Genomic DNA, 18,840 nt, shown 5'->3' with positions numbered 1-18,840 from the left:
TCCTCGTTTTCGGTGTGCAAAGGTCGGAAAAATTTTCCAACTTCCAAGCAAAATCTCAATCTTTTTTTCTCTTCTTTTCGGTTCGCTTAACCGATCAGCACTCCTCGCTTTCGCCTTTCGAAACCCTCGTCCCGGAGCGGGTTGCAAAGGTAAGAAGACTTTTTAAATCCGCAATAACCTGGCAAAACTTTTTTTCCTTTTTCCTGCGGCCCTGTTAGGAGCCTTCCGGAATCCGTTTCATTTCGAAGCGGGCTGCAAAGGTAAGCAGATCTTTTCAACCTGCAAGCACCAAGGCAAAGTTTTTTTTCTTTTCTTCAGGCTCTGTTACCAGTCTTTCAAGAATCCCCTTCCTTTCGAAGCGGGCTGCAAAGGTAAGAAGAGTTCTGACATCTTCAACACCCCGCGCAAAGTTTTTTTCAGTCTCTTTCCGTCTGGCGGCCTTTCGGCTCAACCACCGGTGGCCGCCCTGCCGGCTGCCCTCTTTCCCCGACCCGTTGTACCGTGTGGGGAGTGCAAAGGTCCACAAAAAATCCGGTTCCGCAAGGGGGCAGATCTACCTTTGTGCCCCCTCCCCCGCAGGTTCCGCCTAAGTGCCTGAGGCGCACGGCGAATAATTTCAGAAAATCTTTCGGGTTTTTGTACTCAACCCGTGAATGCTCTTTTATACCTATCAAGTGATGGTGCTACGTGTGCATTTGCCCTTGGTAATCCTCACTCTTTCCTAGCTTTTCAACTAGCGGCTTTTGATTAACATATATCAATGCTTCACAAGTTCCTTGACTATTCAGTTTTTATTAATCTTTCTTTTGCTGACTTCTATATCAGATATTTGATTTTATCCATTTGCAGTTTTCCATATCTCTATGCTTTTTTATTACCCTAAAACGAGAGAAGGCTTCATTCTATTTAGAATGAAGCTTCTCTCGTTTTATACTTGTCTGCTATATTATACGCTGGTCTTTTCTCTTCTCAGAGTGCTCTTTCTATCTGGCCCCACTGATGCGATTGTGATAGGTACTTCCAAGTGCTTCTCCAGGAAAGTCATATAATTGTTGAATGCTTCTGGAAGTGCTTCCACTGTATCAATTTGATTCAGGTCTACTTTCCAGCCTGGCAGTTCTTCATAGACCGGCTCTATGCTTTTGGTATCCAGTGAGTGTGGTAATTGGTCGGTTATCTCTCCTGATGCCAATTTATAATGCGTACACACCTTTATGGTATCGAACTCTGTCAGCACATCAGCTTTCATCATGTTCAGTTGGGTAACCCCATTCAGCATGATTGAATACTTCAAACTTGGCAAATCTACCCAACCGCAGCGACGCGGACGTCCGGTTGTAGAACCAAATTCATTCCCTGCTTTTCTGATTTGATCACCTACTTCATCCAGCAACTCTGTAGGGAATGGTCCACTACCTACCGGGTGCAGTATGCTTTAAAGATACCGTATACCTCTCCTATATATCGTGGGGCTACACCTAGTCCTGTACAGGCGCCAGCCACCAAGGTAGTAGATGATGTAACAAATGGATATGTGCCAAAGTCAACATCCAGCAGTGAACCCTGAGCTCCTTCTGCCAGTACACGCTTGCCGTTTTTCAAGGCTTCGTTAATCATGTACTCACTATCAACCAGCTTAAGTGTACGGAGATAGTCAACTGCTTCAAAGAATGCCTGCTCCTGCTCTCCAAGTTCTAAGGTCTGTCCATAGAACTCCACTGTCTTACGGTGACGATCCACCAGCTTGTTATAACGATCCTGAAAATCCTCAGCCAGTATATCGCCTATGCGTAAACCTACTCTGCCAATCTTATCCTGGTAAGTAGGTCCTATACCTTTTAGTGTAGAACCGATCTTACCTGAACCAAGCGCTTCTTCCGAAACTCTGTCAAGCACTTTATGTGATGGCAGGATGAGCGACGCTTTTTTAGAAATGAACAGATTCTGGGCTGCGTCTACGCCGCGGTCCTGTAGTTTCTGCATTTCGGTGCGGAAAACGATCGGATCGAGCACAACACCATTGCCAATGATATTCTGAATATGCGAGTGGAAAATTCCAGAAGGGATCTGGTGAAGCACGTGCTTGGTGCCTTCGAATTCGAGTGTGTGTCCAGCATTAGGGCCTCCCTGGAAACGGGCCACAATGTCATAGGTAGGAGCCAGTACGTCGACGATTTTGCCTTTGCCTTCGTCGCCCCACTGCAGACCTATAAGTATGTCAACTGCCATTTATGAGTTAGTAAATTGATTCCTTTAAGAATTGCGCTGCGAAGTTATCATTTTCTGCGATGGTAAAAATGGCATTGAGCTTCGTAACGATCAAAAGTTTGCGAATGTGGTCGGACGGCTTGATCAAAACAAGCTCTCCCCCTCTATTGCGAAACTTTGTAAGAAGTGAAACCAGCACCCCCATCCCGCTACTATCCATGAAACGAACATTGGAGAGGTCTACAGCGCACAACAATACTTTATTTTCCACTTGCTCCTCAGCAACGGCCATCAGCCTCTGGGTGTCAGGCCCTGCCACGAGGTCACCTTCCAGTCTGATGAACAGGACATCATCCTTTAGTTCTGTCTGATACTTCATGCTGTTGTTCAGTTGCTTTTTTGGCGCGGCAATCACCGCATACCCCATAAAGATTAAGGGAATGGTGCAAGATATGAAAATTTAGAAGGTCCCCCACCATGGTCTGTATATTATGGATGCGAGGATCGCAAAACTCCACCACTTTGTGACACTCGGTGCAGATTACGTGGTCGTGCTGTCGGTAGCCGTACGATTTTTCGTACTGTGCCAGGTTGCGGCCAAACTGGTGCTTGCTTACCAGGTCATTTTCTACTAATAGGTCGAGGGTGTTATACACGGTGGCCCGGCTTACACGGTAGTTCTTGTTTTTCATGCTGATGTAGAGTGATTCCACATCAAAGTGACCTGAACGGGAGTAAATCTCTTCCAGGATGGCATAACGCTCCGGTGTTTTGCGAAGCCCCTTGCTCTCCAGGTACGCCGTAAAAATTTTCTTTACTTCTTCTATTCTATTCTGCTGGTCTACTGCCATGATTTTTCTCTCTTATATATAATAGGTGTAGTGGCTTAGTCGAATCGCTCGACCGTTAGCACACCTGTTACCTTACCCATGCGCTGAATCAGTTTGTCCAGGTGGCCGGTGTCATTTACAAAAACCATAATATTCCCCTCAAAGATTCCATCATGCGAATCGATTGTGATCGAGCGCATGTTTACCCGAAGGCTGTTCGAGATGATACGGGTCAAATCATTGACCAGGCCCACGCGGTCTGTCCCCTTAATCCGTATACCTGCCAGGAAGGCCAGCTCTTTCTGATCGGTCCATTTGGCTTTGATAATACGGTTGCCGTAGTTAGACATCAGTTCTATGCCTTTCTTACAGTTGGTGCGGTGGATCTCGATACCGTCTTCTTCTGACTCAAAGCCAAACACCTCGTCGCCAGGTATAGGGTTACAGCATGCTGCCACCTTATAATTCATGTTGGAGGTGTTCTCCCCTATCACAAGCATATCAGAAGTAACACCACGAATTTTCTGCACCTCCCGGTCAAAAGACTTGGGTTCGAGCATGGAGGCACCCCGTTCTGCCTGTGCTGTAAAGATAACCTCTTTGATATTTTTGATATCGATATGTCCTGTCGCAATGCGGTAATGCAGATCCTGTACCGATGGGATGTTAAAGAAAGCCAGCAATTTGTTCAGGTTGCCTTGCGTTTCGGGCACCTTCACGTAGGCAAGGCGACGCTCCAGCATCATCTTGCCCTGCTCTGACTTGTTTTTACGCTCTTCACGCAGGTACTCCTTGATGCGCGATCGGGCTTTGGACGTTACCACATAATCCAGCCACTCTTCATTCGGCTTTTGCTTCTGTGAGGTTAGGATCTCTACCTGGTCACCGTTGCGCAGCCTGAAGCTGAGCGGCACCAGTTTCTGGTTTACTTTCGCTCCAAGGCAGTGCAGGCCGATCTGAGAATGAATTTCAAATGCGAAGTCGAGTGCGGTAGCCCGGTCTGGCAGTATAAGCAGTTCCCCTTTGGGCGTAAAGACAAACACCTCCTCTACAAAAAGGTTTTTGCGGAACTCGTCCATAAATTCCAGTGCGTTGGCCGTGTTGTTCTCCAGCATGTCCCGCACTTTGTTTATCCACAGTTCCAGGCCTGATTCGCCCCCGCTGCCATCGCTCTTATACTTCCAGTGTGCCGCATAACCACGCTCGGCAATCTCGTCCATACGCTTGGTGCGTATCTGCACCTCCACCCACTGCCCGGACTTACTCATAACAGTAGTGTGCAGCGACTCGTAACCGTTAGCCTTTGGGGTGTTCACCCAGTCACGCAGACGATCGGGGTTGGGCTGATAGAAGTCTGTTATAATTGAGTATACCTGCCAGCAGGCTGCCTTCTCATGTTCCAGCGGTACATCCAGCGTGATGCGGATGGCAAACAGGTCGTAAATCTCCTCAAAGGTGATGTTCTGCTTTTTGATCTTCTTTAATATAGAGTAGATCGACTTAGGCCTGCCCTTGATGTTAAATTTAAACCCATGCCGGCGCAGCTCTTCCTCTATAGGCGCAATGAAATCCTTGATAAACTTACCCCGGGCACTGCGGGTCTGTCGTATCTTGGTTGAAATGTCCTTATAGGTTTCAGTATCGGTATACTTCAGGTATAGGTCTTCCAGTTCAGACTTGATGGCATAAAGTCCCAGGCGGTGTGCCAGGGGCGCATACAGGTACATGGTTTCTGAAGCGATCTTGAGCTGCTTATGACGCGGCATGCTGTCGAGCGTACGCATGTTGTGCAAGCGGTCGGCCAGCTTGATCAGAATCACCCGTACGTCATCCGACAATGTGAGCAGCATCTTCCGGAAGTTTTCGGCTTGCTGCGAGGTGCCATAGTCGAAAACACCGGATATTTTGGTCAGACCTTCGATGATCCGAGCCACGCTGGTCCCAAACTCACGCTCAACTTCCTCTACCTCCATATCGGTATCCTCTACTACATCGTGCAGCAGAGCCGCCACAATAGAAGTAGTACCGAGCCCGATTTCCTCGACCGCAATCTGTGCCACAGCCAACGGATGCAGAATGTAAGGTTCACCGGATTTACGGCGCATGTCTTTGTGCGCCTCAACGGATGTATTGAATGCCTTCTTGATGATCTTGCGTCGTTGTCCTTCAGGAAAGGCTTGGCGTGCCGAAGTAATCTGCGGTAGTGTCTAAGGATCTCTTTGCGTTCTGCTTCTGGATCGATCATGTTCATGCTAAAGCTAGAAAGTATTGGGTGTGCAAGCCAGTTGGGCTTGCCGCCATACTTATGCTACTGTTTATAAGTATAAGTGAGGCAGTGGCGTTTTAAGTTTCAAATATACATGAATATCCGCTTTCATACACACTGCGCCATGCGAATCGTGCAATTTACTGATGCTGAACCATTAAGCGCTTACACGCTGTACTGGCTGAGAAAAAGAAGAAAAAATATTCGCTTTTTTTAAGCCGGCCTCTTGCATTTAAAATTAGCGTTCGTAAATTTGCACCATCATTACAAACAAGCACACATGCGGATGTGGCGAAATTGGTAGACGCACTAGACTTAGGATCTAGCGCTGCGAGGCATGGGGGTTCGAGTCCCTCCATCCGCACACAAACGAAACCCTCAACAGCCCATGTTGGGGGTTTGTTTTTACTAGATGTATCATCAATAAATTTTTGTAAGCCTTGAATATTACATTAAATCAAACCGACGGCACTAACGCGCAACTGAAGGTAGTCCTTGAAGAGGCAGACTATGCTCCACAGGTTGAGCAGCAAGTAAAAGAATTCAGCAAGAAAGCCCAGATCAAAGGCTTCAGACCTGGTAAAGTGCCTGCCGGCCTTATCAAGAAGATGTATGGCAAGAGCATACTGGTTGAGTCTATCAACAAACTTCTTCAGGAGGAGATCTCTAAGTATATCAAGGATAACGATGTAAAACTGCTGGGCGAGCCACTTCCGGAGCCAAGCCAGGAAAACATTGACTGGGATAACCAGAAAGAGTTCGAATTCACGTATGCTGTTGGCCTGCTGCCAGACTTCAACCTTCCGCTTGATAAAAGCGTAGAGGGTTACACTGTAGAGCTGGACCAGACAACGGTAGATGAGGCTTACGAAAACCTGAAACGCCAATTTGGCAAGACCACCAACCCGGAGACTTCTGAAGAGGGTGACTTTATCTACGGTGACCTGAAGCAAGTAGAAGGCGAATTTGAGTCTAAGACGCTTATCCCTACAAACCGTGTAGTAGAAGGTAAAGATCAGTTCATGGGTGTTAAAGCCGGTGACGTGATCCGCTTCGATATCCGCAAGGCATTTGGTGACGACAACAGCGCGCTGGCCCATGTAACTGGCATGAGCAAAGATGTGGTAGCTGACCTGAACGGTGAATTCGAATTCACTGTAGAGAAAATCAACCGCACGGAGGCTGCTGAATTGAACCAGGAGCTGTTTGACAAATTGTTCGGTAAGGACGAAGTGAAGACGGAAGAAGAGTTCGACGCTAAGATCCGCGAAACGATCAAGGAGAACTACGACCGTGAAGCTGACAACCTGCTGTACCGCAATATTATTGATACTTTGGTTGACAACGTAGAGGTAGAACTTCCAAACGAGTTCTTCAAGCGTTGGCTGCAAGTGACTAACGAAGGTCGCCTGACGACAGAGCAGATCGAGGAGAACTTCGATAAGTATCTGAAGGAGCTGAAGTGGTCCATGATCAAGAACAAGGTGGTAGAGGAGAACGAGCTGAAAGTAACCAACGAAGAGGTGGTGAACAGCACGAAAGAGAAGATGTTGGCCCAGTTCAATATGCCAGAAGTTCCAGAGGAACTGGTAGAGAGCATGAATAACTATGCTAACCAGTATCTGCAGCAGGACAATGGCCGTAACTACATTAATGAGTACGAGCAACTGCTGGCCGAGAAGGTGCTCGCTAAACTAAAAGAGACGATGACTGTTGTAGAGAAGACAATCTCTACAGAGGACTTCAAAAACCTGTCGTAATAAGAACGATTTATAATATTTAACTTAAAAAGTCCTTTATTATTTAAAGGACTTTTTTATTTTTGACCAAACCGTAAATCTAAACAAGATGATGTTTAACAAAGACGAGTTCCGGAAATTTGCCGTAAAGGGCCAGGGCATGAGCGGCCTGGGCGTAGATCAATATATTAGCCATGTAGAAGGCAGAGCGATGCATACCATCGAGAGCATGACGCGTTCTGTAATTGAGGAACGTCCCACGAACTTCCGTGAGATCGACGTGTTCTCGCGCCTGATCATGGACCGTATCATTTTCCTGGGTACACAGGTGGATGACTTCATTGCCAACATCATTACAGCCCAATTGCTGTTCCTCGAGTCGGCTGACGCGAAGAAGGATATCCTGCTTTATATCAACAGCCCGGGTGGGTCCGTATACGCCGGCCTTGGCATCTATGACACCATGCAGTATGTAAACCCTGATGTAGCGACGATCTGTACAGGCCTGGCTGCCTCGATGGGTGCCGTACTGCTGGCAGGTGGAGCCAAGAACAAGCGCTCTGCCCTACCGCACTCCCGCATTATGATTCACCAGCCAATGGGCGGTGCGCAGGGCCAGGCTTCAGATATCGAGATCACAGCGCGTGAGATCCTGAAGCTGAAAAAGGAGCTATACGAAATTCTGGCTGAGCACTCCGGCAAGTCATACCAGGAGGTATACGACAACTCTGATCGTGATTATTGGATGAAAGCAGAGGAAGCGAAAGAATACGGTCTGATTGACGAGGTATTGCACCGCAAGAAAGAGTAAGTATCCTCAAAACAACATTTGACAGCAAAGCCCATCCTGTACCCAGGCATGGGCTTTGCTGTTTTATTTAGCAAGAAAGAATTGTACCGTAATCATACATGTTCCTACAGGTCAAACTCTGCTCAAAAATTTATCAACATGGGTTTGTGGACAGCTTAAGTCTTTAAATAACTGTAAAACAGGACTTTAAATCAAGATACAGTAATAGCAATTTTTTAATTTATGGTTACTTTTTATAACCATATCAACATTTTAGAGATTAAAATACTACCTTAGTAAGGTTTCAATTTTGTACCTTTGCTTTTGAATTACACCCGCGAGGGCCAAAAAAATCTTCTGAACAAACTTTTTTATGGCTGAAATTACCTGCTCATTTTGTGGCAAGAACAAAAAAGACGTATCTGTGATGATATCCGGTATCAACGCGCACATTTGCGACCGTTGTATCGGGCAGGCACAGCAAATCCTGAACGAGGAGAATAAGATACGCGCCAACAGCCGCACGCCTAAGTTCAACCTGATGAAGCCGAAACAGATGAAGGAGTACCTTGATCAGTTTGTGGTTGGCCAGGATGAGGCGAAGAAGGTAATGTCAGTAGCGGTGTACAACCATTACAAGCGTTTGATGCAGCGTACCAACGACGATGATGTCGTGATCGAGAAGTCTAACATCATTATGGTAGGTGAAACCGGTACAGGCAAGACCTACCTGGCCCGCATGATGGCTGGTATTCTGCAGGTGCCTTTCTGTATAGCTGATGCAACTGTACTGACAGAGGCTGGCTATGTAGGTGAAGACGTAGAGAGCATCCTGACACGCCTGCTGCAGGCTGCCGACTATAACGTAGAAGCAGCTGAGCGCGGTATTGTATACATTGACGAGATCGATAAAATTGCCCGCAAGAGCGATAACCCTTCTATTACCCGCGACGTGAGTGGCGAAGGTGTGCAGCAGGCATTGCTGAAACTGCTCGAAGGCACGGTAGTGAACGTACCGCCACAGGGTGGCCGTAAGCACCCGGAGCAGAAGATGATCACGGTGAACACCGAGAACATTCTGTTCATTTGCGGTGGTGCTTTTGTAGGTATAGACCGCCTGATCAAGAACCGCCTCAATACGCGTCCGATTGGCTTCTCTAAGTCGAAGCAGGATGAATCAGAAGAGAAGGAGAACTTCCTCCGTTACCTGACTGCCCAGGATCTGAAGAACTTCGGACTTATACCTGAGCTGATCGGTCGTCTGCCAGTGCTGACGCACCTGAACCCACTAGATAAGGATACGCTTCGTCTGATCCTGCTGGAGCCGAAGAACTCTATCGTGAAGCAGTACAAGCGTCTGTTTGAGATGGAAAACATCAGCCTTAGCTTTGATGACGATGCGCTGGATTACATTGTAGAAAAAGCTGCCGAGTATAAGCTTGGCGCCCGAGGCTTGCGTTCTATTTGCGAAGGCATTATGACAGATGCCATGTTTGAGTTGCCGTCTGAAGAAGGTGCTAAAGAACTGGTGATCACCGGCGAATATGCCCGCGACAAGTTTGATAAATCACCTCTGAAGCAACTACGTGTTGCCTAAGGTATAGCAAGATAAAAGGGAAGGCCTCAGCTGCATACAGCTGAGGCCTTCCCTTTTTAGGTATAGCACACCTTTGTGTGAATTTGTAGTTTATACATTCTCCTTCATGTATCCCACCATCAGCTCTGCGGCCCGCTCAGCTGTACGGTACTCCCCTATTCTTTTCTTCACAAGCGCATAGCCTTCTTTCTGCTTCTGCATGGCATACTTGTCAAACAGGATACTCTTAAGCTCGGCTACGATCTTCTTGGCCGTAAAGTCTTCCTGAATCAGCTCCGTTACAATTGGTTTATCGGCAATCAGGTTAACGAGCGAAATGTAAGGAACCTTGATTACACGTTTGCCAATGGCATAAGAGATGGCGCTGGTTTTGTAACACACGACCTGCGGCACATCAAACAAGGCCGTTTCGAGCGTGGCTGTACCTGAGGTTACCAGGGCAGCTTTAGCATGTGCTAGCAAGTCGTAGGTCTGGTCGTATACGATCTTGATATTCGGATCCTTGTTGTACTGCTCGTAATACTCTTTCGAGAAGTTCGATACACCAGCCACGATAAACTGATAATCGCGGAACGAAGGAAGCACACTCAACATGACCTCCAGCATATTTTCAATCTCCTGCTTACGAGAACCCGGCAGCAATGCAATGATAGGCTTGTTGTTTTGGATATGGTTTCGCACTCTGAAATCAGGCGCCACGACGTGATCGTTCACTGAGTCTGCGACCGGATTGCCGATGTAGTCTACTTTGTAATCAAAGCGGCCATAGAACTCCTCCTCAAAGGGCATGATAACGAACATGCGGTCTACGAGGCGCTTGATCTTGTGCACCCGGCCCTGGTTCCAGGCCCAGATCTTGGGAGAGATGTAATAGAAAACTTTGAGGCCGTGCTCTTTTGCAAACTTGGCGATCCGCATGTTGAAGCCGGCATAATCCACTAGGATGATCACATCCGGTTTAAAGGCTGTGATATCCTCTTTGCACTCGCGCAGGAAGCCCAATATCTTAAAAAAATTGGCGGCAGCCTCCGCAAAGCCCATAAAGGCCATTTCCTGGTAATGCTTCACCAGGTGCATGCCGGCTTCCTGCATCATATCGCCTCCCCACCCTCTTATGTCAGCCTCGGGATCTTGTTTCCGGAGCTGTTTGATGAGGTTAGAAGCGTGCAGATCGCCTGAGCGTTCGCCGGCTATAATGTAATATTTCATCTAATGTGTATGCGTTTGGGCTGCCTGATGTGGCAGAAACGAAGAAAGCAACGGAACAGGTATAGCCAAAAGGCTATGATTGCTTATTCGCCAAAATACTCCACGTAGTTGCGTGGAGTTTCATATAATTTGAGGCTATGTAGCCTGGCTTGGGAAATTTCGGCGATTTTAGGTTCCAGAATTTTCCAGAACTCTACTACCAGGTTCTCTGTGCTGGCCAGCTTGTCTTCCATGAAAGCCACATCCAGGTTGAGGTTCTTATGGTCTACCTTCTCGATGATGTGCTTGCGGATAAGCGTGCTCAGCTTTTTGAGGTCAATCACAAAGCCGGTGTCAGGATCCGGCTTTCCTTTTACGGTCACGATCAGCTCATAATTGTGCCCATGCCAATTGGTATTCGCACATGGCCCGAAAACCTCCTTATTCTTCGCCAACGACCAGTTCGGGTTGTGCAGCTTGTGGGCTGCATTGAAATGCTCTAATCTGCTTACGTAAATCATTTAACTGCTAAACTTATAATTCTTTTGGGACAGCAAATATACGAAGAAAGGAACACCAAAGAACGATGTAATGATTCCAATTGGCAGGCCAGCTGGCGGATATAAAATACGGGACAAAAGATCGCAGAGCAGCATGAACAAACCACCCACAAAAGCACAGAAAAGCAGGTTGCTCCTGCCAGTTGCCCCCATCAGTCCGCGGGTTACGTGCGGAATGATCAGTCCCACAAAGCCGATAGGTCCGGAGGTAGCTACCGCGAAGCCTGTTACGATAGAAATAGTAGACAAAATCGCCCAACGGGTTTGCGTCACGTTCACCCCCAAAGCCTGTGCCCGGTCGGCACCGAGCAATAGGATGTTGAGCTGCTTCTGCAGGAAAGCAAAGAGCAAAAGCGCCACTAACAAAGCTGTAGCCGGGTATGGCAGCAGCGACCAGCTTGCCCGCTCAAAACTGCCCATTGACCAGAATATCACAGACTTGAGTTTTCCTTCTGAATCAGACAGAAAAGTGAGTAGACCTACTATAGCTGTCACTAACGAGCTGATGGCTATACCTGCCAATAGCAGTTGCGCAGGTATAAGCTGCCGCTTCCGGTAACCGAGCACCACCACCACCAGCGTTACCACAAAAGCTCCCACAAGTGCGAACACCGGCGGCATGTAAAAACCTCCGATAGACACTTCAATAAAACCGAAGAACACAATCACAGCACCCAACGACGCGCCAGAGGCAGTGCCCAACAGGTATGGATCAGCCAGCCCGTTGTTGACCATGGCTTGCATCAGGTAACCGCAGAAAGCCAGCGAAGCACCTACGACTAAGGCCAATAGCAGCCTGGGCAGGCGCAGGTGTGCGATGGCAAAATGGGTGGTATTATCCGGGTCGTAGTGAAAAACAGCCTGCCAGATTGTAGCCAGGTCCACCTCGAAAGTACCGACCTGCAGCCCGAGCACCAACGCTACCAAGATCAATAGAAAAGCTCCAGCAAAGTATAAGGCGCTTCTCATGGGTATAGGAAGCTTTCAAGTTCACGTATCGACTCTACTACCGTGGGCTTGGCCGCTCGATCAGGTTGCCAGTAGGCTGGTAGATACGTTTGTTCTGGTAGGCGGCAATTTTGCGCAGCTCCGGGTATAGGCTGAAAAACTCCCGCTCCAGCCGCTCTATACTTCCGCCCAACAGCACATCCGGGTTCAGTTTAAGAATATACTCGCGGGTGAGTGCTGGGTAAGGCTGGTCAAACACTTCTTGCACAGCATTTTTTGCTCCCAGTATACGCAGCTGATCTGTCAGGATGGTGTTTTGCCCATACACGTAGATCGGGTCGCTCCAGGTAATGGTCAGCACCCGCTGCTGCTGCGCCTGTCCGCTATACCTGCGCTCGATCTCCTGCACCTGCTGTCGCAGCGAATCTGCCAGAAGGTTTGCCTGCTGCTCTCGGCCCATGATGCGGCCGATGTCCTCTATACCTTTCAGGATATCCTCCACACTTCGGTATTTCTGATAATACACCGGTATACCTAACTCTTCCAATCGGGCGGCCACATCCAGCGGGGTTATACCTTCCACTGTAAAGATCAGGTCGGGTTTCAGAGCCAGCACCTGCTCCAGATCAACCGGGTAATTGTTTACCACAGGCTTGCTGTATACCTCTGCCGGGTAGTCGCACTGGGGTGTGCGCCCGATAATAGAAGCTGTGTCGCAAACGGCAAACAGCATTTCAGTCATGGAGGAGGCAAAAGCCATCACCCGCTCAGGCTGCTGCTTCAATTTGATATCACGCCCCAGGTCGTCCTGCAGCACCAGCTCCTCCCCTGCCTGCTCTTCTTTTCCGGAGCTGCAGGCAAAGCAAAAGATCAGCAGGCACACTGCCAAAAACTTGTTCAGGTATGGATGCAAGGTATAGATCGGTTTCTGATTGAAGGAGCGACAAGACGATGTGCGCTTCGGCTCCGTTTATTTTCGTAAATTTAACGCAATATTACTTTACAGCCTATAAAACTGAATTATGATCGTTGTAACTGGTGCTGCCGGCTTTATTGCGAGTTGCCTTGTGAGCAGGCTCAATGCAGCTAACTTTAATGATATCGTGGTGGTGGACAATTTTTCTGTCGCCAAAAAAGAAGGAAACCTGAAAGGGAAAAAGATAAAAGAGTACGTAGACCGCGACGGTTTCTTTGAATGGCTGGACGAGAACTACGAAGAAGTTGAGTTTATCTTCACCTGGGTGCCCGCACCGATACCACCGAGTTCAACAAAGATGTGTTCGACCTACTCAACCTCAACTACTCCAAACAGGTATGGAACGCCTGTTGCGAATACCAGATCCCGCTGGTATACGCTTCGTCAGCGGCTACCTACGGCTCAGGTACGCTTGGCTACGACGATGAAGAAGCCACTATACCTCTACTGAAGCCCCTTAACCCTTACGGCGATTCTAAAAACGACTTCGATAAGTGGGCACTCGAGCAAACGGCAAAGCCTTTCTTCTGGGCAGGCCTGAAGTTCTTCAACGTGTATGGCCCGAATGAATACCACAAAGGAAAGATGGCATCCGTTATTTTTCATGCCTATAACCAGATCAAGGAAAAAGGCAGCATGAAGCTTTTCCGCTCCCACCACCCGGATTTTGCCGATGGTGAGCAGATGCGCGACTTTGTGTATGTGAAAGATGTAGTGGAGGTATGCATGTTCCTGATGCAGCATCGCAAAAATTCCGGCATCTATAACCTGGGATCTGGTAAGGCCCGCACTTTTATGGCGCTGGCCCTCAACACATTCGATGCCATGGGTGTAGAGCCTAACATCGATTTTATGGACACGCCGGAGAACTTGCGCGACAACTACCAGTATTTCACAGAAGCTAATATGAGCAAGCTCCGCTCTATCGGCTATGATCGTGCGTTCCATACCTTAGAAGAAGGTGTGAAGGATTATGTGCAGAACTACCTGGTGGAGGAAGGTAATTATTAATACTACTTACTGAGTAATTTACGACCTAACAGGTATAGCAAGGCCCCGCTTATGGTTTCATAGGCGGGGCCTTGCTTTTAGCCTGATTCTAGCTGTTATTTCTTCTCTTCCTCTTTATAAGTCAGCAAATGTTCTGCTTCTTTACTGAACAAACCAGACTGTGTGCCGATGTATACCTTGCTACCTACTTTAGCGATAGATGTGATAAAGTGGCCTTCCAGACCGGTATTATCTAGCTCTCTTATAAGCAGTTTGTCTATTCCTAACTCAATTGTGAAAATCTGGCTGTAGTAACTGGCTAACAAGATGTCATCGCTGATGGCATAGTATGAAAGCCTGCCCGGTGCATCAGTTAGCTGCGCATCCAATGACCAAGTCTGGTCAGATATAGATCGCATTAAACTAACTGTTTGCTTTTCCCAATTACTAACTATGCTATAGATATTGCCCTTATGCTCAAAAGAGGTGACCCCTACTTCTTTTGGCATTTGATAATTAATCTCACCGTCTTCTGTGATTTTATAGAAGCCCCAATCCGTTCCCACATAAAAGTTGTTGCCGTGCGATCGCATATGCAGCACTTTTCCTCCTACTTCGGCTGGCGTCAGAACGAGCATCTCTTCAAGCACAATTCTGTCATCACCGAAATGATTCGTCTCAACTGCTAATTTCACTAAAAGATACCGCAGGCCGTGTCTTCCAGTATCTTCATTGAGGTAGGTATAAGGAACCAATGCTACATGATTCTCTGAAATGGCAAAGCTTTCGTTCAACTTCATCGCCGCCAGACTAAACCCCCTAAACTGCGGATCAAGTTTGGCTACATCTAAGGCAAGGTATGTCCCGCTATGCAAAGGATTATTTACGCTTCTGAGATGCAGGTAATTTCCATCTGTACCGCCAAAAATTCTGGAGCTTATTGGGTGCTTGTGGTGCGACACATTTTTGAAATAATGCGGGTAATGTATTACTTTCTCACGGCCCCCTTCCATCGAAATGGTTGATAAGAAGTCCATCCCCAGTACCTGAAGTTTGTCAGTCGCACTATAGAGGTTAGCGATGTACCGATTGTAATGCAGAAACTGATCATGCACCTTCCAGGCAACCACAGGATCTGCCTCGATCTCTTCAATATCTTTTTTGCAGGAAAAAAGCAATAAGGTTAAACAAAGCAAGGGCATCAAATACCTGCTTGCTATAAGATGCTTCATAGAAGTAAAAAGTATTGTTGCTATAACTAATAATCTGTTTCAGAGACTCCGATAAAATAATGCGATCGTGGAGTTAAATATCTAAGAACCCTCCCCGTCTACATGGGCTCTATCGATTCACTTGGGTTTAAGATATAAATGTTAGTTCTCCACTTCCTTATAAGTCAGCAAATGTTCTGTCGCTTTGCTGAAGAGGCCAGATTGGGTGCCAATATATACTTTGTTCTTCACTTTAGCGATAGAAGTGATCGTGTGGCCTACAAGCCCGGTATTGTCAAGTTCTCTTAACTGCAGCTTATCTATACCTACCTCCACCTCAAATATCTGGCTATGGCGAAAGGCCAGTATTACATCATCGCTAATTGCAATATAGTTGAACCACTCCGCTGCATTTCCTGCGTGTGCATCCAAAGACCAGGATTGCCCGGACACAGCCCGGAACAAGGCGTGTGTCTGTTGTCTTCCGTGCCTGGCCAAAGTATAGAGTTCGCCTTTGTGCTCAAATGTCGCATAAGCTACCTGGTCCGGCATCTGGAAATCAATTTCACCTTCTTCCGAAATCTTATAGAATCCCCAGTCGGTGGCAACATAAAAGTTATTCTGGTGTGAACGCATATACCGGACAAAGCCACCTTCTTGCGCGGGTGTAAGTATTTTAACCTCTTCCAACACGATCTTACTAAAACTCTGATTGGATTTGTCGACCCCTAGTTTTACCAGAAAATACCGCAGCCCAGATCTTCCGGTTTTCTCATTCGCATACCTGTATGGCACCAGAGCAACATTGTTCTCTGAGATAGCCATGCTTTCCAGTGCGTTAGACATTACTAGTTCAAACTCAAGAAAACTAGGGTCAATTTCCTTTGCATATATTCTAAGGTTTGCTCCGCTAGTCACCGGATCGCTCACTGATCTGAAATACAAACTGCCATCTTCAGCTCCTGTAAATATATTGGAGTTCATAGGGTAATTGTAGTGTGACAGGTCTCTGAAAGGGTGCACATAGTTACTCACCTTTGCCCCTTTCCTGGCATGGGATATCTTAGAGAATAAGTACATTCCTAAAACCTGCAGTCTGTCTTCAGCCTCAGCAGCATACAGGTTTACAATAAACCGCTGGTTGTACAAGAACTTATTGTGTGCTTCCCAGGCAACAACGGGATCTATCTCAATTTCATCGAGCTCTTTTTTACAGTAAGAGAACAGTAAGGACAGGCAGAGTAAAGGCAAAAGGTACTTATTGGGTATAAGCTGTTTCATTGGTAGTAGAGGGTATACTTCGTGATAGTAATTGCTGAAGATCAGAGGAAGTATAGGTAGGCTCACAGGTTATACCTGGCAAGCCTACACTATTCTTTATCAACCAACCTATACTAAAGATAGAAATAACTATATAAAGAGGAAAGAATATTACACGAACAGACTTTTGCTGTAGATGAATGGTGTTGCGTGTTAACAAAGTAATGCGTTGTTTTAGGGATGCTTAAAAGCGTAAAATACCGCCACTTTTTATACCATGTTCTGGGCTGGGCTGTCTTCATTTTCTATGAAGTATCGCTTGTCACCCTCATTAACCCTAACATTACTGCTCTGTGGGAGTGGATGATTTGGTATACTCTCAATATTGGCCTCTTTTACTTTTTTGCACACGTTGTATTGCACAATACGCTTAAGTATAACAAGTTACTGCTACTGCTGGCTTTAGTCCCTGCCATTATAGGTGCCTATCTCCTCATGCAATTTGGCATAGAAAAGCTGGTCAATCCATTTCGAGATACTCCCAGGCAATTTAATCCTGACAAGATATGGTATCTTCGTGCTACATGGCGTTGCTTTTATTTCCTGAGTTTCAGCACAGCTTACTGGTTTTTACGCCAGACCATCAAGAACCAGAAACACATCAATCAGATGGAATTGGAGCGCTTGCAGGCTGAGCGTGAAAAAGCCGAGCTCGAAAAAGGGTTGGTACGCTCTCAGAATGCCCTGCTACAGGCCCAGATCAGTCCGCACCTGCTCTTCAACACGCTTAACTTTATCTACAACTCAGTACAGGATGTTTCACCAAAGGCTTCAGAAGGTGTATTGCTGCTGTCAGAAGTAATGCATTATGCCTTGCAGCGGGTACACGATGACGGAAAAACCGACCTGCAACATGAAGTGGAGCACATCGAAAAGTACATAGCCCTTAACAGCTTCGCTTTAGCTATCCACTCCATTTACAAATGAAGTGCAGCGGCAGGCTACAGGGCAAAATTCCACCGCTGCTCCTACTCACTTTTGTGGAAAATACCTTTAAGCATGGTGACCTCACCGACCCGACACAAACTGCCTGCATTTCAATCGCGAATCAACAGGACACGCTTCACTTCAGTACCTCCAACAAAAAGCGCAAGCACCATGGTGGTCGCGGGTATGGCATCGGTATACAGAATGCTAAAACCCGCCTCAGTGAATTTTACGATGAACAGGACTATACCCTCACCATAGACGAAGACGAGCAACGACACGCCGTGCACCTTAAAATAAAGCTAACATGATCACATGCTATGTAGTAGATGATGAGCGCCATGCGCTAGAGGTACTGTCCAGGTATATACAGAACACACCTGGCCTGCTACTGATCGGGGCCGAAGAAAACCCATTGCAAGCCCTCGATGCAATTGCTTCAGGGCAGCTGACGGCTGATATCACATTTCTGGATGTAGACATGCCACAGCTTTCGGGCGTCGACCTGGCCGGGCTCATCAACAGCCGCACTACCGTGGTCTTCACAACTGCCTACCCGGACTATGCCTACCAGGCTTTCGAGAAGAATGCTGTTGATTTTCTACTGAAGCCCATCTCCTACGAGTGTTTCCTGAAGGGTGTAACCAAAGTAAAGGAGAGTCTGCAGCCAAGGCAAGCTATACCTGCTGTAGAGCAGAATGATGGTTATTTTTTTATCAAAACGGATGTAAAGGGCAAGTTTGTGCGGGTGAACTTCGAGGAGATAAGCTATGTAGAAGCGATGCAAAACTACGTGCGTATCCAGACTGCCACTGAAAAGCTGACTACCTACCTGAGCATGAAAGAAGTAGAGGAGCACCTGCCCGCTACCGATTTTGCCCGGGTACACAAATCCTTCATTGTGCACCTGCCCAAAGTCAAGACTGTAGAAGGCAACCAGATCGTGCTGAGTACTGGCAATGTGGTGCCGATGGGATCAAGTTACAGGACAGCTTTGCTGGACATGATCAATGCAAAACTACTGAAAAGCAAGCGGGTGAATTAAAACAATACCGATACCTGTGTACGACCGGTATGCACAGCACCCACACTGTTGGCCTTACGCCCATCGTAGTTAAGCGAAATGTTGAGCCCATTACTCAGGCGCTGCTGCACGTTGAAAGACCAGGTCAGGTTATTGCCGGGACGCAGCGCGTTGAGTATTTCGTATCCCACATAGGAATTCATATCGCCATCAAACTCAATGTTCACCCAACGAACAAGTCCTGAAACGGTACGCTTGCTCACCTG

The 18,840-nt window shown here is 47.2% G+C and carries 16 protein-coding genes, 1 tRNA gene and 3 pseudogenes; 9 read left to right on the top strand and 11 right to left on the bottom strand.

The genetic code is table 11. The annotated features are described in order from the left end of the window. On the top strand, window positions 1-218 hold a 218-nt coding region (locus O71_RS25900), incomplete at its 5' end, for a hypothetical protein (RefSeq protein ID WP_237717886.1). A 728-nt stretch (window positions 219-946) separates the two neighbouring features. On the opposite strand, the pseudogene O71_RS17305 reads toward O71_RS25900, so the two are convergent. The 4 genes and pseudogenes from O71_RS17305 to O71_RS17290 all read right to left on the bottom strand — a co-directional run bounded on the left by O71_RS17305 (window position 947) and on the right by O71_RS17290 (window position 5,289). Further along, window positions 947-2,229: pseudogene (locus tag O71_RS17305) on the bottom strand (adenylosuccinate synthase). Between the two features lie 7 nt (window positions 2,230-2,236). Next, window positions 2,237-2,587 carry an STAS domain-containing protein gene (locus O71_RS17300; protein ID WP_007659423.1) on the bottom strand — a complete coding sequence of 117 codons (351 nt, stop codon included), beginning with the start codon at window positions 2,585-2,587 and terminating at the stop codon, window positions 2,237-2,239. Next, on the bottom strand, window positions 2,559-3,059 hold the full coding sequence (locus tag O71_RS17295; protein ID WP_007659421.1) for a Fur family transcriptional regulator: 501 nt from the start codon (window positions 3,057-3,059) through the stop codon (window positions 2,559-2,561). The genes O71_RS17300 and O71_RS17295 overlap by 29 nt, the downstream gene beginning before the upstream one ends. A 35-nt stretch (window positions 3,060-3,094) precedes the next feature. Then, window positions 3,095-5,289 (bottom strand): annotated as a pseudogene (locus O71_RS17290) (bifunctional (p)ppGpp synthetase/guanosine-3',5'-bis(diphosphate) 3'-pyrophosphohydrolase). Between the two features lie 297 nt (window positions 5,290-5,586). On the opposite strand from O71_RS17290, the gene O71_RS17285 reads away from it, so the two are divergent. The 4 genes from O71_RS17285 to clpX all read left to right on the top strand — a co-directional run bounded on the left by O71_RS17285 (window position 5,587) and on the right by clpX (window position 9,430). Continuing rightward, window positions 5,587-5,668, top strand: a tRNA-Leu gene (locus O71_RS17285). Window positions 5,669-5,744: 76 nt separating this feature from the next. Beyond that, window positions 5,745-7,064 (top strand): trigger factor, encoded by a 1,320-nt coding sequence (gene tig, locus O71_RS17280; protein ID WP_007659417.1) that lies wholly within the window; start codon window positions 5,745-5,747, stop codon window positions 7,062-7,064. 91 nt (window positions 7,065-7,155) lie between these two features. Beyond that, complete coding sequence (locus tag O71_RS17275) at window positions 7,156-7,854, top strand: ClpP family protease (protein WP_299991818.1); 699 nt, start codon at window positions 7,156-7,158, stop codon at window positions 7,852-7,854. Window positions 7,855-8,206: 352 nt separating this feature from the next. Beyond that, window positions 8,207-9,430: an ATP-dependent Clp protease ATP-binding subunit ClpX gene (gene clpX, locus O71_RS17270; RefSeq protein ID WP_007659408.1), complete on the top strand. Its 1,224-nt coding sequence runs from the start codon at window positions 8,207-8,209 to the stop codon at window positions 9,428-9,430. Window positions 9,431-9,520: 90 nt separating this feature from the next. On the opposite strand, the gene lpxB is transcribed toward clpX, so the two are convergent. The 4 genes from lpxB to O71_RS17250 all read right to left on the bottom strand — a co-directional run bounded on the left by lpxB (window position 9,521) and on the right by O71_RS17250 (window position 13,039). Next, window positions 9,521-10,639 (bottom strand): lipid-A-disaccharide synthase, encoded by a 1,119-nt coding sequence (lpxB, locus tag O71_RS17265; RefSeq protein WP_007659406.1) that lies wholly within the window; start codon window positions 10,637-10,639, stop codon window positions 9,521-9,523. An 83-nt stretch (window positions 10,640-10,722) separates the two neighbouring features. Next, a complete protein-coding gene (locus tag O71_RS17260; protein ID WP_007659404.1) occupies window positions 10,723-11,139 on the bottom strand; it encodes a 6-carboxytetrahydropterin synthase in 417 nt (138 codons plus the stop codon). After that, a complete protein-coding gene (locus O71_RS17255) occupies window positions 11,140-12,147 on the bottom strand; it encodes an iron ABC transporter permease (RefSeq protein ID WP_007659403.1) in 1,008 nt (335 codons plus the stop codon). A gap of 37 nt (window positions 12,148-12,184) precedes the next feature. Beyond that, a complete protein-coding gene (locus O71_RS17250; RefSeq protein ID WP_007659402.1) occupies window positions 12,185-13,039 on the bottom strand; it encodes an ABC transporter substrate-binding protein in 855 nt (284 codons plus the stop codon). A gap of 109 nt (window positions 13,040-13,148) precedes the next feature. Between O71_RS17250 and rfaD the strand changes: the two are divergent. Then, window positions 13,149-14,113 (top strand): annotated as a pseudogene (gene rfaD / locus O71_RS17245) (ADP-glyceromanno-heptose 6-epimerase). A 95-nt stretch (window positions 14,114-14,208) separates the two neighbouring features. Here rfaD and O71_RS17240 read toward each other — a convergent pair. Both O71_RS17240 and O71_RS25895 read right to left on the bottom strand, forming a co-directional pair. Next, window positions 14,209-15,324 (bottom strand): hypothetical protein, encoded by a 1,116-nt coding sequence (locus tag O71_RS17240; RefSeq protein WP_007659400.1) that lies wholly within the window; start codon window positions 15,322-15,324, stop codon window positions 14,209-14,211. Window positions 15,325-15,465: 141 nt separating this feature from the next. Continuing rightward, the gene (locus tag O71_RS25895; RefSeq protein WP_237717885.1) at window positions 15,466-16,149 is read right to left on the bottom strand and encodes a hypothetical protein; all 684 of its coding nucleotides are present in this window, start codon (window positions 16,147-16,149) and stop codon (window positions 15,466-15,468) included. 909 nt (window positions 16,150-17,058) lie between these two features. On the opposite strand from O71_RS25895, the gene O71_RS17230 reads away from it, so the two are divergent. The 3 genes from O71_RS17230 to O71_RS17220 are packed head-to-tail and all read left to right on the top strand — an operon-like array spanning window position 17,059 to window position 18,595. Beyond that, window positions 17,059-17,550, top strand: a complete 492-nt coding sequence (locus O71_RS17230) for a histidine kinase (protein WP_192811701.1) — start codon at window positions 17,059-17,061, stop codon at window positions 17,548-17,550. After that, window positions 17,547-17,861 carry a hypothetical protein gene (locus O71_RS17225; protein WP_040574597.1) on the top strand — a complete coding sequence of 105 codons (315 nt, stop codon included), beginning with the start codon at window positions 17,547-17,549 and terminating at the stop codon, window positions 17,859-17,861. Before O71_RS17230 ends, O71_RS17225 begins: the two co-directional genes overlap by 4 nt. Next, the gene (locus O71_RS17220) at window positions 17,858-18,595 is read left to right on the top strand and encodes a LytTR family DNA-binding domain-containing protein (protein WP_007659397.1); all 738 of its coding nucleotides are present in this window, start codon (window positions 17,858-17,860) and stop codon (window positions 18,593-18,595) included. The genes O71_RS17225 and O71_RS17220 overlap by 4 nt, the downstream gene beginning before the upstream one ends. On the opposite strand, the gene O71_RS22030 is transcribed toward O71_RS17220, so the two are convergent. Then, entirely contained in the window at window positions 18,592-18,837 is a 246-nt protein-coding gene (locus tag O71_RS22030; protein WP_192811700.1) for a hypothetical protein, read from the bottom strand. The two genes, O71_RS17220 and O71_RS22030, sit on opposite strands and share 4 nt — an antisense overlap. Window positions 18,838-18,840: the final 3 nt, after the last annotated feature.

The organism is Pontibacter sp. BAB1700, from assembly GCF_000277005.1.
GTDB classification, from domain to species: Bacteria; Bacteroidota; Bacteroidia; order Cytophagales; family Hymenobacteraceae; genus Pontibacter; species Pontibacter lucknowensis.
Note: the sequence above shows the minus strand (reverse complement) of the source record. Positions and strands in the feature narration are given on the sequence as shown.

Bases quoted from the DNA above. Each gene is read 5' to 3' on its own strand.
- O71_RS17220 (WP_007659397.1), top strand. From the start codon at position 17,858: ATGATCACATGCTATGTAGTAGATGATGAGCGCCATGCGCTAGAGGTA.
- O71_RS17255 (WP_007659403.1), bottom strand. From the start codon at position 12,147: ATGAGAAGCGCCTTATACTTTGCTGGAGCTTTTCTATTGATCTTGGTA.
- O71_RS17260 (WP_007659404.1), bottom strand. From the start codon at position 11,139: ATGATTTACGTAAGCAGATTAGAGCATTTCAATGCAGCCCACAAGCTG.
- O71_RS17275 (WP_299991818.1), top strand. From the start codon at position 7,156: ATGTTTAACAAAGACGAGTTCCGGAAATTTGCCGTAAAGGGCCAGGGC.
- O71_RS25895 (WP_237717885.1), bottom strand. From the start codon at position 16,149: ATGTCTAACGCACTGGAAAGCATGGCTATCTCAGAGAACAATGTTGCT.
- O71_RS17300 (WP_007659423.1), bottom strand. From the start codon at position 2,587: ATGAAGTATCAGACAGAACTAAAGGATGATGTCCTGTTCATCAGACTG.
- O71_RS17230 (WP_192811701.1), top strand. From the start codon at position 17,059: ATGCAATTTGGCATAGAAAAGCTGGTCAATCCATTTCGAGATACTCCC.
- clpX (WP_007659408.1), top strand. From the start codon at position 8,207: ATGGCTGAAATTACCTGCTCATTTTGTGGCAAGAACAAAAAAGACGTA.
- lpxB (WP_007659406.1), bottom strand. From the start codon at position 10,639: ATGAAATATTACATTATAGCCGGCGAACGCTCAGGCGATCTGCACGCT.
- O71_RS17225 (WP_040574597.1), top strand. From the start codon at position 17,547: ATGAAGTGCAGCGGCAGGCTACAGGGCAAAATTCCACCGCTGCTCCTA.
- O71_RS17240 (WP_007659400.1), bottom strand. From the start codon at position 15,324: ATGAAGCATCTTATAGCAAGCAGGTATTTGATGCCCTTGCTTTGTTTA.
- O71_RS17295 (WP_007659421.1), bottom strand. From the start codon at position 3,059: ATGGCAGTAGACCAGCAGAATAGAATAGAAGAAGTAAAGAAAATTTTT.